Raw genomic sequence first — 14,922 nt, 5'->3', positions numbered from 1 at the left:
CGCGTCCCATTCAGGTTTTATGAAAAACATATGAGCAACGTACCGATATTTGAACTGGATCGAATTTCCTACGCCTACAATAACCAAATCGCGCTGAAAGATATATCGCTCACGGTGCGCGCGGGCGAACGCATTGCGATTCTCGGCGCGAATGGGTCGGGCAAGAGCACCTTGTTGAAGATTTTCGACGCGCTGTACTTTGCGACAAGCGGTAAAGCGTGCGCGTTTGGCGATGTGATGACGGAAGAGGCGCTGCAAGACGAGGAGCGCGCGTTCGCGTTTCGCCGGCGCGTCGGCTTGGTGTTCCAAGACCCGGACGTGCAACTCTTTTCGCCGACGGTGTGGGACGAAATTACGTTTGCGCCGTTGCACCTGGGTTTGCCCAAGCAAGAGGTGATCGAACGAAGCGAGTGGGCGATGGAGTTGCTGGGCATTTCGAAACTACGCGACCGCGCGCCGCATCGGTTGAGTGGTGGGGAGAAAAAGAAAGTCGCGCTTGCGTCCGTGTTGTCGCTGCGTCCCGACGTGTGGCTGCTCGACGAGCCGACCGCGTCGCTTGATCCGCGCAGTCAAACGCGCTTGCTCGATTTTATCGGCGAACTGACGCGTGAAGGCAAGACGATCATCACGGCGACGCACGACCTCGGCATCGTGGAAGAAATCGCGGATCGTGTCGTGATGTTTTGCGAAAACCACGAAATCACCGGCGACGGTGCGGCGCGCGAGTTGCTTTCGAATCGCGAGCGGCTGATCGAGTGCAACTTGATTCACGAGCATCGTCACAAACACGAGGAGACGGAGCACGTTCATCATCACTTGCATCGCGCGGCGCACGAGCATGAGCATTAACACCCTTTTTATTTTCTCCGATTGCCAGATTCACCGCGCGCGAGTATAATACGCGCACTTGCTTCGCAACAAGAGAATGTTTTGGAAGGTAGCATGAATTTACTGATTTTCGCCGTGATGCTGGGGATTCTGATTTTCGTCCACGAGTTGGGACACTTTGCCGTTGCCAAACGGCTCAAGGTGCCGGTGCTCGAATTCGGTTTTGGTTTTCCTCCGCGTCTCTGGCGTTTTTGGAAAGACCATGGCTGGCTTGAGATTCAGGGACGCCGCATCCATGTCCCGCGTGAATTCTCGTTGCCCGATAATATCGTGGTCGGCTCGCGCGTCACGTACCGCACCGAAACGCGCGAGGGACGCGAAACGTTGACCGCGCTCGCGTTGGTGGACGATGAAAACCAGGGCTTGGTGATGGTGAGCCAGGTGCAGAACCTGGATCGCGGCACCGAGTACACGCTCAACTGGATTCCGCTGGGCGGCTTTGTGCGTCTGCTTGGCGAAGAAGACCCCAACGTGCCCGGCGGTTTTGGTTCCGCCAAGATGCGCGTGCGTGTCGCCGTGCTCTTCGCCGGCGTCACGATGAATTTCATCCTCGCGTATGTGTTGATGATGCTCGTCGCCGCGTTGTTGCCGCCGAGTGTGCCGCTCGACACGACGACGCTCGCGGGCATCGCGAAGAATTCGCCCGCGGCGCAGGCGGGCTTGCGCGCGGGTGACATCATAGTCAAGTTGAATGATCGCGAGATCAAAGACGATCCCGATTTGCTGATTCAACTGACGCGCCAACATGCCGGGCAACCGATTATGCTCACGACATTGCGCGGCAAGCAGTTGCTCGATCCAGTCCAAGTGACTCCGCGCGCCGAACCACCGCAGGGTGAAGGTCCGCTCGGGATCGCGCTCGCGCGGGGTGGCTTGCGCGTGACGAATGTCGAAGCCGGCTCGGTGATGGAGCGCGCCGGCGTGCGCGCGGGCGATGTCGTTATCTTGATGGGCGATCCGACCGAAGGTTTGTTGTACGATCAGAACATGTTGGCGCAGTTTACGCAAGCTCACGCGGGCGCATCGCTCGAATTTCGTCTCGCGCGCGGGGAGCAACTCTCCGATCCGATCATCGTAACGATTCCGGCGCAAATGAGTGCATCGAATGCGACGTTGGGTCTCGATCTCCGCACGCCGATCTGGGATACGCCGCGCGTCGCGACGATGCAAATGGCGCAGATCGCCATCGCGATTCCAACCTTGTTCGGACAAATGCTGCGCGGCTCGGTGCCCGCGAATTCGTTTGTCGGCGTGATCGGCATTTACCAGGCGACGAGCGAAGTGGCGCGCTTGGCGGGTGCGATCGGTCTGTTGAATTGGCTGGCGTTGTTGAGTCTCAACCTCGCGATTGTCAACCTGTTTCCGTTCCCGCCGCTCGACGGCGGGCAACTCGTTTTCATTTTGATCGAGTGGTTGCGCGGCGGCAAGCGCGTGGATCCAAAAAAGCAAGGCATGGTACATTTGATCGGCGCGGCGGTGCTCATCGGATTGATGATCATCATTTCGTACTTTGATATTTTGCGTCTCATCTCAGGTCAGCCCATTCTACCGGTTCGATAGAACGAGTGTTGAATCCGCCAGAAAAACTCATCGTGTTCGACGACGACGCAACGCGTTGTCCGCGTTGCGGCAAACGTCTGAGTGCGGACGTTGGCGTGTGCCCGGCTTGCGGGTACGCGCTAATCGCGCGGCATGTGCGTATTCGTTGCGCGCGCTGCAAAAAGCGCATCCCCGCTGACGCGAGGGTTTGTCCGCGCTGTGGGCAAGACCCGCATCCCAAGCCGATCCCGCGCGTGGTGCGCCTCGGCGCGCTGGTCATTGGCGGGTTGATGCTTCTCGTGTGCATCGGCTGGGTCGCGTATCGCGCGATGACGACGGACGTTTTATCGCGCGCACTGGGTCAACCTGAGCCGACGCGCGCGCCGACCATCGTCCAAATGTTGTATGTCGTCGCGACTCCGGTGACGCCAACGCCGACGATTGTGTTCCCTCCGACGCTCGCCCCGACGCCGCGCGTTTCGCCAAGCGCCACACCGCGCGGCGCGCGCAATACTCCCTTGCCCGTACCGACTGTGTCCTTGCCTGGGTATGGCGCGCCGCAATTGATCGCGCCGCTCAACGCGTTGATTTATCCGAATGGCGACGCGCAAGTCGTACTCGAGTGGCAATCGGTTTCGCCGAGTGGCTTGCGCGAAAACGAATGGTACGCGATTACGGTCGCGTACACCGCGCGCGATGGCAAACCCGCGACGCAAACGCGCTGGACGAAAGAGACACGCTGGACGGTGCCGAGCGCGTACTGGAGCGATGCCGCGCCGGACGCGCGCACATTTCGCTGGCAAGTCAGCGTCGTGCGCGTCGAAGGGATTGACCCGATCACTTCGACCAGTCGGGTGCAAGTCAGCCCGCCCAGCGCGACCCGCACGTTTATCTGGAATTGAAAATAAAAAACGAGGAGACACAAACCATGGAGCGTCAGGTCTTTCACACGACGAACGCGCCGAAAGCGATCGGTCCGTATTCGCAAGCGATTCAAGTCGGCAATTTGATTTTTTGTTCCGGGCAAACGCCGATTGATCCGGCAACCAACACGATGATCGAAGGGGACATTGAAGCGCAAACGCGCCGCGTCCTGCAAAATTTATCCGCGGTGCTTCAATCCGCGAACAGTTCGCTCGACAAAGTCGTCAAGACGACGGTGTTTCTCGCGGACATGAATGAGTTTCAACGCATGAACGCGGTCTACGCGGAATTTTTTCCGGCGAATCCACCCGCGCGCTCGACGGTGCAGGTGGCGCGCTTGCCGCGCGACGCGCGCGTCGAAATCGAATTGATCTCGACGATCTGATTTTTATCCGCGAATTACGCGAATAACGCTAATTTTTAATTCGCGTGATTTGCGTGATTCGCGGGTCAATTTTTTGACCACTCGTGCTATTTGGGTTACAATGCTTGCCAAGCAATGACGTGTATTCTGTGTTCGCACAGGCGCGGCACACGTATGGAGTGTTACTATCGAGAACGAAATTCGCTCTCAAGACCAAACCATACCTCGCGCGGCGCACCGACGCCGCGGCAATGTTCTGCCCGTCCTCGCGGTCTTTTTCTTCGTTTTCTTCATCGTCTTTAGCATCTTGCTCTTGATCGTCTACCAGTTCGCGTTTCACGACCGCGTGATTTTTGGCGTCCGCGCATTAGGGCAACCGATGGCAGGATTGACGCACGCGGAGGCGCAAAAATTCCTCGTCGAAAAATTGGGCGAACCGAATGCAATCCTGGCGCGCTATGGCGGCGAGCGATTGGTTGTGCGCGATGGCGCGCGGACGTGGCGCGCGTATCCCTGGGAACTGGGCTTGCGGACCGATTTCGCGCCGGTCGCCGGGAGCGCGTTATTGCTGGGTCATCGCGGTTCGTTCGTCGAAAACTGGGTCGAGCAAACGCGCTGTTTGGTGCTGGGTTGCGATCTCAGCGGCGAAGCGCAATTCGACGAACAGACCGCGCTCGCGTACCTCGATTGGTTATCCACGCAAGTTGAACTCCCCGCGCGTGACGCGTCGGTACACATTGATGGAATACGCGTCGTCGCGACCCCGGCGCAAAAAGGACGCGAACTCGATCTCGAAGTGATGGTCGAGCGGATGCGCGCGCGGGTGATCGGTAGTGAGCGCGGCGATTTGACGCTCGCGTTCCGCGAAGTCGAGCCGCTGATCGCGGACGCGTCGGAAGCGAAAACGCAAGTCGAAGCGTTGATCGCCGCGCCGATGTTGCTGACCTATGGCGGACGCGCGTGGGCGGTGGATCAAGCCGCGCTTGCCGGGATGATCCGCATTCAGCCGACGCAAGGCGCGGACGAGAAACTGCGCCTCACCGTATCGCTTGACCGCGCGCAACTTGCCGCGTTTCTCAAGCCGATTGCGCGCGAACTGGCGCAACCGCCGCGCGACGCGCGTTTCACCTTCGATCCGACGACCGGCGCGTTGACGCCCATCGTCACAAGCCAGCTTGGACAGACGCTCAATGTGGACGACGCGGCAAAGCAACTCGAACAGCAGATGCTCAATGGCGCGACGCGCGTACCTGGGTCTGCCGCGCCGCGCGAGGCGGCGAGTGCGCGCTCGGTTGTGTTGCCGGTCAACGTCACCAAGCCGACCATCGCGATGGAGGACGCGGCGAAATTTGGCATCAAGGAATTGGTCGCGCAAGGCGTCAGCAATTTCAAGGGTTCATCGGCGGGGCGGATTCAAAATGTTCGCACCGCGACGGAACAATTCCAAGGTATTGTCGTGCCGCCCGGCGCGATCTTTTCATTCGATTACTACCTGGGTGATGTCGTCGAGGCGAACGGGTACGACGACGCGTACATCATTTTTGCGGATCGCACGGTGCTGGGTCCAGGCGGCGGGGTGTGCCAGGTTTCTTCGACGATGTTTCGCGCCGCGTTCTTCGCCGGCTTGCCGATTGTCGAACGCTGGGCGCACGCGTACCGCGTCGGCTACTACGAGCCGCCGGTCGGACTGGACGCGACCGTCTTTGCGCCGACGGTGGATCTCAAATTCAAAAACGACACCGACGCGTATTTGCTGATTCAACCCAAGTTGGATTTGCGGAACACCACGCTGACCTTCAACTTGTACGGCACGAAACCGAATCGCACGGTCGAGATGGAAGACCCGATTCAGGAGCGAATCATTCCACACGGCGCCGCGATCTACACCGACGATCCCACGTTGAAAAAGGGGACGACCAAGCAAGTGGATTTCGCGCACGATGGCATGGACGTGACCATCTGGCGCAAGATCAGTGTGAATGGTCAAATCGTCAAGCGCGACAAATTCTTCAGTCGCTACGAACCCTGGGTCGCGCGCTACCAGGTGGGAACCAAAGTGGTGAAGTAAGGATGGGGAGAAGCAACCACAGATTACACGGATTACACAGATTTATTTTTCTGTGAAATCTGTGCAATCTGTGGTTGACCAAATTTTGTCGGGGCGTTCCGCGGAACGTCCCGATTTATTTTTACATCAGCAACGCGAGGAGGATGGTCAGTGAAATGATGCTGCCAATCGTCGAGAGGAACACGGTACCGGAAACGAGGTTGGGGCGCGCGTTGAATTCGACCGCGAGAATCGAGGCAAAGACCGCGGTCGGCATCGAGACTTGGATGATGCACACCGCACGCGTGACGCCGGTCAGGTTCATCGCCGCCGCGAGCGCGAACGCAACCACCGGTGAAGCGATGAGTCGCACAAAGGTCGCGACGCCAACGACGCCGCGATCCTCGCGCAGTTGAATGCGCGACAGTTCGATGCCCAGCACGGTGAGCAAAACTGGCACCGTCGCATTGCCGGTCAACTCGACCGCTTTGAGGAACGGATCGGGTAGCGTGACGCCGAGCTGGTTGAAAAGTAGACCGAACGCGTACGCGTAAGCGAGCGGTAAGCGAAGCACGTTGAGCAACGCGTCGCGCGACCGCGCGGAGCCGCGCGCGGCGATGAACACAGCGAGCGTGTGCGTTTGCACGGCGACCATCGTGTACAACACGACGGCACGCGCCAGTCCTTCTTCGCCGAAGGCAAAGAGCATCAATGGCAAGCCGTAATTCCCGGCGTTGTAAAACAAGACACCCAGTTGAAACGCGCTCGTCGTGACGCGGTCGTAGCGCAACACTTTGGCGATGATCATGGTGAGAATGCCCATCAACAAAGTGATGAGCAAGGTATACACGACAATCGTGATAAACTCGCCGCCGAGTTTGGAGCGGTAGGCGGAAGTGAAAACGAGGGCAGGTGAAAAAATGTAGAGCGTCGCGCGCGAGAGGGGGCGCGCATCCACGTTCATCGTGCGACCCAGGACGAAACCAGCGAGCGCGACCAGCACGATTGGTGTGATGATGTTGAGCAAAATAGAAGCTAGATTGGTGAGGTTCATTGTTCAGTTGAATAGCCAGGCGTTTAGTGAACGCGCCTACTCTTCCTCCTCTTCGATTTCTTCGTCCAATTCATCTTCCGCGTCCAGGTCGAGCATGAGAAAATCGGAACTGGTGAAATCGAGTTCACGGAGCGCATCGCGCGCGAGTTCGCTCAGGATTTCGTCCTCCGATTCCGCCGCGAGCGCCAGCGCGCGCTGCGCCGGCTTACTCGCAATCTGTGCGAGCGACCCGACCGCGGCGGCTTGCACTTCGCGATCGGCATCGTCAAGCAATTCGATGAGACGCGGCACCGCGTTGCGGTCTTCCAATTCGCCGGCGGCACGCGCCGCGTTAAAGCGCATTTGCGCGTCGGGCGATTCGAGTTCGTCTTCGACAGTTTTGCGCCAGGACGTATCGGCGCTGTGTCCCATCGCGACGAGCGCGCTCGCGCGCATGTACTCGTCGGGGTCATCGTACGCCACGCGAATGACATCGCGCACGAGCGGCTGGCTCGAAAATCCCAGCGCCTCGATGGAACGATAGAGCACTGTGCTTTCCTCGATGCGACTTTGCACCGTAGCGAGTAAGGCTTCGTACGCGATCGCGCCGTACGATTCCGGCAAACGACCGTACTCGGCGAGCAGGAGAAAACGTCCCAACGCATCGGCGGCGGTCGCGCGTACGCGCGCATTCGGATCGCTGCGCAAAAAACCGACGAACGATTTCACGAGGGTCGGGTCCTGGTCTTCCCACAGCCCTTCAATCGCGGACTCACGCACGCGCGCGTCGGGATCGTCGAGCAAGTGACGAAAAATCGCGTTGAAATCATATTCAAAGTTGTCTTCTGCCAAATGCACGAGCATTTGCGTGGCATCCTGACGTCGCTGGTTAGACAAGCCGCTCCAGGTATGAGCGAACGCGCGGATGTTTTCTTTGCTCGCGCCGCTCAACGCGCCGAGTGCGGCGCGTGACAAGGGCGTTTTTTCCTCGCCAAGATGGGCTGACGCAGAGTGGAAATCGAAAATGATTTGTTTTGCCATTTCATTTCCCTATGGCGCGATTATACCACACTCGTCAAGCCGACAAAAACCGGCTGCGAAATCGTGGGGCAATTTTCCAAATTGCCAATCAAAAACGCCGCGTCGATTTTTACGCGGCGTTTCGCAAAATAAAACGGGACTAGATTCGGTTCATTCCGGATTTTTGGGAATGCGGAAGCGACACGCATCCGCGCCGAGATTCATGCACGTGACTTCTTGAACGGGAAAGCTCTTGTCCGTGAGCCACTTCATTGATTCGACCAATCCGCCCACCGTCACGGCGCAGCAGGGCGCGGTGTGTTGCGGGCGATACAAACAAATGCAGTGATCCACGACCCAGGTGAAACTATCGGCATCTTCTTCGAGGCGCGTCGGTTGATTGACGGTGCGGTTCGCGGCGGCGACCATTTGCTCCAACAACAATTTCATTTTCGCGGTGATTGGCAATGGCATCACGCGCAACGCTTGCCCGGCAAGACCCAGGACGGCGGACTGTTCCTTCATTCCATAGTTAAACGTCGCCCGACCCACGCGCAACAAGACCGCGCGCGCGCCGCGTCCGCCGACGACATCTTCGACCGATTGCTCGACCGCGCCATATTCGCCGAACCGCGCGCCCAGTTCCAGATTTTTGAGGGGTGGATTGCCGATGTAACGTTCGAGGCGGGCTTTGTGCAATACGGTTTTCAAACCATCCGCGCCCAAAACTTCTTCGACGGCAAGCATGAGGATGCGGAGCGCGTCGTTAGGCATCATTCGCTCTTCAGGCATGAGGTCTCCTTCGTCCTAGCGTTTCCGCGTCATGGTTTCTTCAGGAGCACTTTCGAGGATGACGTAGAGCAATTCGAGCAAGATATTCTTGACACTTTCTTTGCTCGTCGCGATACAAGGCAACACGCGGGTGTTCGAATCGAGTCCCAGCGCGACTTTGAGGTCTTCGGCGGGCCAGGCATCGTCGTCGTCTTGCTTGTTCGCGGCGATGACAAAGGGGGTACTGCTGTACGAACGAAATGTATCGAGGATGCGGCGCGCTTCGCGAAAGGTTTCCGGACGGGAGCTGTCAATCAACACCACGAATCCCAGCATCCCTTCGGATAAAATCTCCCACATGAAATCGAACCGCTTTTGCCCAGGCGTGCCGAAAAGATACAGCGCCAAATCTTTGTCAATCGTGATCCGCCCAAAATCCATCGCGACGGTCGTCTGCTGTTTGACATTGCGCGTATCATCCGTGATCTTGCGCTCGGTGCGCACGACCGGAATTTCGCTAACGCTGCCGATGAACGAAGTTTTGCCCGAATTGAACGGACCGGTTACAACCATCTTGACGGTTTGCATGATGTTCCAACGAATTAGAGTGACTTGAGGCGATCAATCACGCGCGAAATAATGTTGCGTCCGACCGGCGAAGGCGAGACTGCCATCGGGGGACGCGCCGCGCCCGCCGTCGCCGCGACGGCGATAGGCGAAGGGAGCACATCAATCAAGCCGGCGGTCTGCAAGCCATACACGATGCGCCGAATTTGAAATTCGTCAATCTTGAGGAAACTCGCGATCTGCCGAATCGTGTTGCGCGAGTTGATGAACGAAACCACCTTCCATTGTTCGACGCTCAAACTCACATTCCGCAAATTCAAATCGGGACGCTCGGCGAATTTGAGCGGCACGTCGAGGTCCGGCAATTCGTCTTGCAAATGCTCCCACTCTTGCACGCGCCGTGTGCCTTCGATGATGAGATGGTCGAGCGTGACGGCGACGGTGATGCGTTCTTCCGGCGGCAAGATGTTCGGATCGAAACGAAAAATGCCCGAACGCCACGTGAAAAGTTGGTACACCGTTTCGAGCAAATAATTCTTGACGCCCTGAATGATGTCGTTCTGCGTCAAGATGCCGTTTTGAATCATCAGCAAACCCAGTTCCTTGTCCGTGTCCACGCGCGAACGCGCTTGCACCGCGCGCGCCTGGTCGGACGTGAGTTTGCCGACCTTGACCATCATGTCCGTCAAGCGCGGAGTTTGTTTGTCGAGCGAAGCCTGGATTAGCTTGCCTTCTTTGAAGAAGAGACGCGCATCGGCGCGACTCGTTTCCGATTGCACCGAGAGCGCGCCAGTTTTGTGGGCAAGGTAGATCAAATTGAGGAGTTGGTTCAGTCCAACGTCGCGAAGGTTGCCTTTAAGCGCCATTTTGCCAGCCCGTTTTGATTGCGGCGCTATTATAACCGCAATCAAAATGCAAGTCAACCAAACATTTTCCCATTAACCGCGCACGATGGGTGTTTCGTTTGCCGAGGGCGCGAGCGCGCGTTCGCGCCACCACAACACGCCACCAGGCAAGCTCGTCAACACGATCAATAGATGAAAGACCAGCGACATCGCGAGCGCGATTTCATTCGGCATCCCGACCAGTCCGAAGAAAAACACCGCGGTCGCTTCTTTCGGACCCAAGCCGTTGAACGAAATCGGAATCAACAGCACGAACGCGATGAGCGGATTGAAGAGGAAAAAGTACAACAGCGGCACGTCCGAGCCGAGCGCGAGGGCGACGGTGTACCACACCGTCGTCGTGATAAGCACGATGCACGTGGAAAGAAACAGGTTGAGCGCGAGCGCATCGTAACGATTGCGATACACCTGGAGCGCGTGGTACACGCGTTGCGCGATCGGTTGCACGCGTGAAAACGGCGCATGATCGAAAATGCCTTTGACGCGTTGTCCGACGCGGCGACTGAATAACAGCGCCGACCCGCCGATCAACACCGTCGCCGCGATCACCGTCGCGATTTCGATTTGCTCCAATTCGCCGCGCGTCAACGTGACCGCCGCGATCAACGCCATCACGACTGCCGAGCCGAGAAACGCAGTCAATCCCATCAAGCGATCCACCAACACCGAGATCGCCGCGGCTTCATGCTTGCCGCTCGCGCGCGCGAGACCGTACGCCCGGATCACATCGCCGCCGACGTTGCTCGGCAAGAGATTGCCGAAGAATAAACCGACGAGCGAGTAGGTCAGCAATTCGCCCAGCGACGCGCGCAAATCGTTTTGCGCGCGCGCGACCACTTGCCACTTTGCCGCGCCGACGACAATCGCGAGAAAATACAACGCGAGCGCCAGCAACAACAGCGCCCCATTTGCGCGCGCGAGTTGGCGTCCCATCGCCGCGAGGTCTACGCGCGAAAAGAGAAACACGATGATCGCAAGCGTGACGACGATTTTGAGGAGGTTGGAGAGGAGGTTTTTCATCCCAGAATTCAGAATTCAGAATTCAGTGTTCGATATTCAGAAGGGCATACTGAATACTGAACACTGAAAACTGAAAACTATTTCGAATCACTCGGTGTTTTAGAATTCGACGCGACGCCCTGGATCGCCGGCGATTGTTCCACGCGCTTGGTCGTCCACGCGATGTCCCACACGACCTGTTTGTCGCCTTTGACGTAGTAATCGTACATGCCCAGCACGCGCGCGAGCGCCTCGACGCCCGCGAGCGCAACCAGCGTCCAAATCAAGCGGAACGCGTTCCATACTTCGTCGAAGCCGATGCGGAGGACGCGCCACGTATCCAGACTCGACACGCGATAGCCGTATTTTTTCCTCAAATGCAAATGCCCGGCATGATTGCGCCGTCGCTGCATAATGAATTCGCCGAGCGTTTCGGGACCCATGTTGTAGACGACCGCGTCCGGCGCATATTGGACTTGAAGACCGCGACGAATCACGAGGGCTTCGACGAACGCTTCATCCATCGCGACATCGGGCGGGAGTTGGTTGAACACGTGGCGAAACGCGATGAGTTCACCGGTGCGCGGAATTTCGAGACAGAGTTGGTGTTCCATTCGCAAACGCAGGTGCGACATGTAACCGACGACGTGTTCCGGCACATTCACCGGCACTTTTTGCGCGCCGGTCATGCCGACCTTGGGATCGGCGAACAACTTGACCAGGTTCTCGATGGTATCTTGACGCGGCAACGTGTCGCCGCTTTCGAGCACGCAGATTTCTTCCTGCGCGTGTTGCAGGAACACGTTGATCGCGGATGTTTTGCCTTCGCGTTTTTCCTGCACGAACAATTTGATGCGCGCATCGTTTGCCGCGTACTCTTGAATGATCGGCACGGTCTGGTCGTCGCATCCGCTCGCGACGACGATGATTTCGGTGATCGCGACGGTTTCGAGTTTTTGCGCGAGCATCGCCGCGAGCAACTTGCCGATGTTGGCTTGTTCGTTGTGCGCGGTGATGCCGACACTGCAACGGATCGTCATTTACACTCCCAATGCTTTCAAAGCGATTTCAAAAATCGCGGTAGTTTCTTTCGTCAGATAATACACCGCAAAGAACAACGGCGCAAAAATGAGTGCGATGCCCCAGGCGACGCACGAGATGCGTTCCGCGCCGCGCGTCGTGTACGCGATCATCGCAAGCACAACGACGACGAACGCGATGAGCGCGACGAACGCGAACGCGGCAGTCGTCTCCATTCCCGGCGCGATGATCGGCGCGCGAATCGGACTCGTATTGTTCTGCGCGAGCGGCTGGAGCAACGCCGCGCCGACCGCGCCCGCGAACAAACCGAGCGTCATCACGACCGCTGACCGCTGACCGCCGACCGCGAATTTGTCGGCGGTCTGCCGTCTGCCGTCTGCGATCAGCGCGAAACACAGCCACACGAAAAACAAACTATTGAGCGTTCCCAGGATCGCGTAAATCCACCAGTGCGCGTGATCCACCCACGCGGCATAGTACGGCGAAAGTGAAATGTACGTCGTCGCCGCAACCGCGATGAGCATCAAATCGAAACGACGTTTGGGCGCGAGTTCCGCGAGCAAGAATGGAAACAGCGTCACGTAATAATAGCCCATCACTTTGCGGGACGTAAGAAAGAACGCAATCGCGATGAGCGTCGCCGCTAGGTACACGCTCCAGCCGCGCCGTGCGGCGACCCATGCAAGCACACCCGCCGCGAGCAACGAGATTATCGTTTGATAACGGAGCAAAAAGAAATCGCTCGTCAGCGCGTTCGGTTTATCGCGCGTCCAACCCAGCAACGCCACGATCCACGATTGCGTTTGCACTGGCACATTCTCGACGTAGGTCAGGTTCATGTACCAGAAATCGTCCGAGTAGAGCAGGTACGGTAAACATATCGCGCCGACGATGATCGCAAAAACGATTCCAGATAATGCGAGGCGGGTCACGCGTTGTGGTAGGGGCGACGGATGCGTCGCCCCTACCAATACAAAAATCCACATCGGGATCGCGAACAGAATCGCGATTTGTTTGAACAGCACCGCGATTGCGAGCGCGACACTCGCCATCACCACACGCGAATCTTGGAACCACAGGTACGCGAGTAGGACGCACAACAACCACTCGCTCTCGAAATGTCCCTGCACCGCCGTGTCGTAAAACGTGATCGGATTGAACAGCCACACGAGCGCGGCAACGCGCGCGGTCGCCACATCCGACTTACGCTCGATAATGCGATACAACACGACTGCAACGCCAATATCCGCGAGCATCGGCGGCACGCGCACCCACACGGATTCCGGGAACACACGCAACGCGTCGCCGGCGACGAGCGCGAGCGCGGAGACGATGGCGTGCAACGGCGGATACGCGTAGGGCCAGTGTTGCGCCGCGCGCGATTGCGCGTACAGATCGAACGGATTGCCGTCGAGCAAGGCGCGCCCGGCTTGAATGAACGTCGCCACGTCCCAGGTCTGCGCGAAATACGCGTGCAGAGTCAACGTTGCGGCAACGATACAAGCGGCGTACACCAAACCACTCGACGCGAGAAAACCAAGCGAGGATTGCCAAAAGCGCCGCGCGGAAAACGAATCGGGGAGCGTGCTCGACCACGACATTGGCGGCATTATAACAGATTCTTGACGAATTGCCTAAAAATGAAAAACCCGGCGGATGTTCGTAAACCTTCGCAGAGCCAGAAAACAGAATCCAGGTTTCTCGAAGAAACCTGGATTCCTGCGAAGGTTATCGCTCGTTACCCCATCACTTCGGGCGGCAGGTTTTCTTTTTTCGGAATGATCACATCGCTCGCGTCGGCGGGCAGCGCGGGGATTGCCGGCGGTTTGACCTGCGTGCGTCCGAATTCAAGCGTGTTGGCTAGCGCGTACAACTCCAAGTCCACTTTTTTGTGACAGTTTGCCACTTGCGCCAAATCGGTGGTGACGATTTTGTTGCCCACCAAGCCGACCATCACGCCATAATTCCCGGCGTGCATCTGTTGCACCGCCGCCACGCCAAGACGCGTCGCGAGCAAACGCTCGTACGCGCTTGGGCGACCGCCGCGTTGCAAGTGACCCAGGATCGTCATGCGGACCGTGAACCCGATCTCTTCTTCGCGCGCGTGCAAGTAATCGTAGATCTCTGGCGTGCTGGGGTGATGACCTTCGGCGACGACGATGATGCTGTGCGGTTTGCCGAGCGCGTACTGCGCTTGGATGCCTTCGAGAATTTGCGCCGGCGTCATCGGCGCTTCGGGAATCACGATGATTTCCGCGCCGCCCGCGATGCCGCTCATCAACGCGAGGTAGCCGGAATCGCGCCCCATCGTTTCGATGAGAAACGCGCGTTGATGACTCGACGCGGTATCGCGAATCTTGTCAATCGCGTCGAGCACAGTGTTGAGCGCGGTGTCCACGCCGAGGGTCATGTCGGTAAAGCACAGGTCGTTGTCAATCGTGCTCGGAATCGTCACGATGGGAAAACCCATGCGCGATAATTCGTACGCGCCGAGATGCGTGCCGTTGCCGCCGATGATGATGAGACCTTCGATGCCCGCGCCGTTCAGATTGTGCAGCGCCTTGCGTCGTCCCGGCGGATTTTTGAATTCGAGGCAACGCGCGCTTTGCAAGAACGTGCCGCCCTTGCTGAGCAGACCGCCAATCTCACGGATCGTGAGACGATGAAAGTCGCTGTCAATCAATCCCTGGTAGCCGCGCTCGACGCCGAACACTTCGAAACCCAGACTCGTGCCCATGCGGACAACCGCGCGCACGGCTGGGTTCATGCCCGGCGCGTCGCCGCCGCTGGTCAGCACTGCAATTCGTCGGATAGTCATAGAACA

14 protein-coding genes are annotated in these 14,922 nt (G+C 58.0%); 5 read left to right on the top strand and 9 right to left on the bottom strand.

The genetic code is table 11. The annotated features are described in order from the left end of the window. Positions 1-30 precede the first annotated feature (30 nt). The 5 genes from HY868_09400 (at position 31) to HY868_09380 (ending at position 5,783) form a co-directional block, all read left to right on the top strand. A complete protein-coding gene (locus HY868_09400; GenBank protein MBI5302341.1) occupies positions 31-849 on the top strand; it encodes an ABC transporter ATP-binding protein in 819 nt (272 codons plus the stop codon). Positions 850-942: 93 nt separating this feature from the next. After that, positions 943-2,448: an RIP metalloprotease RseP gene (gene rseP / locus HY868_09395; GenBank protein ID MBI5302340.1), complete on the top strand. Its 1,506-nt coding sequence runs from the start codon at positions 943-945 to the stop codon at positions 2,446-2,448. 5 nt (positions 2,449-2,453) lie between these two features. Beyond that, entirely contained in the window at positions 2,454-3,329 is an 876-nt protein-coding gene (locus HY868_09390) for a zinc ribbon domain-containing protein (protein MBI5302339.1), read from the top strand. A 26-nt stretch (positions 3,330-3,355) separates the two neighbouring features. Next, positions 3,356-3,736 carry a RidA family protein gene (locus HY868_09385; protein ID MBI5302338.1) on the top strand — a complete coding sequence of 127 codons (381 nt, stop codon included), beginning with the start codon at positions 3,356-3,358 and terminating at the stop codon, positions 3,734-3,736. A gap of 292 nt (positions 3,737-4,028) precedes the next feature. After that, complete coding sequence (locus tag HY868_09380) at positions 4,029-5,783, top strand: VanW family protein (GenBank protein ID MBI5302337.1); 1,755 nt, start codon at positions 4,029-4,031, stop codon at positions 5,781-5,783. Between the two features lie 121 nt (positions 5,784-5,904). On the opposite strand, the gene HY868_09375 is transcribed toward HY868_09380, so the two are convergent. From HY868_09375 to pfkA, 9 genes are all read right to left on the bottom strand, one after another. Further along, complete coding sequence (locus HY868_09375; GenBank protein MBI5302336.1) at positions 5,905-6,816, bottom strand: AEC family transporter; 912 nt, start codon at positions 6,814-6,816, stop codon at positions 5,905-5,907. A gap of 36 nt (positions 6,817-6,852) precedes the next feature. Then, positions 6,853-7,836: a HEAT repeat domain-containing protein gene (locus HY868_09370; GenBank protein ID MBI5302335.1), complete on the bottom strand. Its 984-nt coding sequence runs from the start codon at positions 7,834-7,836 to the stop codon at positions 6,853-6,855. Positions 7,837-7,986: 150 nt separating this feature from the next. Next, positions 7,987-8,607 (bottom strand): hypothetical protein, encoded by a 621-nt coding sequence (locus HY868_09365; GenBank protein ID MBI5302334.1) that lies wholly within the window; start codon positions 8,605-8,607, stop codon positions 7,987-7,989. Between the two features lie 15 nt (positions 8,608-8,622). Continuing rightward, complete coding sequence (locus HY868_09360) at positions 8,623-9,174, bottom strand: ATP/GTP-binding protein (protein MBI5302333.1); 552 nt, start codon at positions 9,172-9,174, stop codon at positions 8,623-8,625. Between the two features lie 14 nt (positions 9,175-9,188). Then, the gene (locus HY868_09355; GenBank protein ID MBI5302332.1) at positions 9,189-10,019 is read right to left on the bottom strand and encodes a DUF4388 domain-containing protein; all 831 of its coding nucleotides are present in this window, start codon (positions 10,017-10,019) and stop codon (positions 9,189-9,191) included. A 72-nt stretch (positions 10,020-10,091) separates the two neighbouring features. Continuing rightward, complete coding sequence (locus tag HY868_09350; protein MBI5302331.1) at positions 10,092-11,078, bottom strand: flippase-like domain-containing protein; 987 nt, start codon at positions 11,076-11,078, stop codon at positions 10,092-10,094. 77 nt (positions 11,079-11,155) lie between these two features. Beyond that, positions 11,156-12,097, bottom strand: a complete 942-nt coding sequence (locus HY868_09345) for a glycosyltransferase (GenBank protein ID MBI5302330.1) — start codon at positions 12,095-12,097, stop codon at positions 11,156-11,158. Next, the gene (locus HY868_09340) at positions 12,098-13,708 is read right to left on the bottom strand and encodes a glycosyltransferase family 39 protein (GenBank protein MBI5302329.1); all 1,611 of its coding nucleotides are present in this window, start codon (positions 13,706-13,708) and stop codon (positions 12,098-12,100) included. Positions 13,709-13,836: 128 nt separating this feature from the next. Continuing rightward, complete coding sequence (gene pfkA, locus HY868_09335; protein MBI5302328.1) at positions 13,837-14,910, bottom strand: 6-phosphofructokinase; 1,074 nt, start codon at positions 14,908-14,910, stop codon at positions 13,837-13,839. Between the last annotated feature and the right edge of the window lie 12 nt (positions 14,911-14,922).

Source organism: Chloroflexota bacterium (assembly GCA_016219275.1).
GTDB lineage: Bacteria > Chloroflexota > Anaerolineae > UBA4142 > UBA4142 > JACRBM01.
Note: the sequence above shows the minus strand (reverse complement) of the source record. Positions and strands in the feature narration are given on the sequence as shown.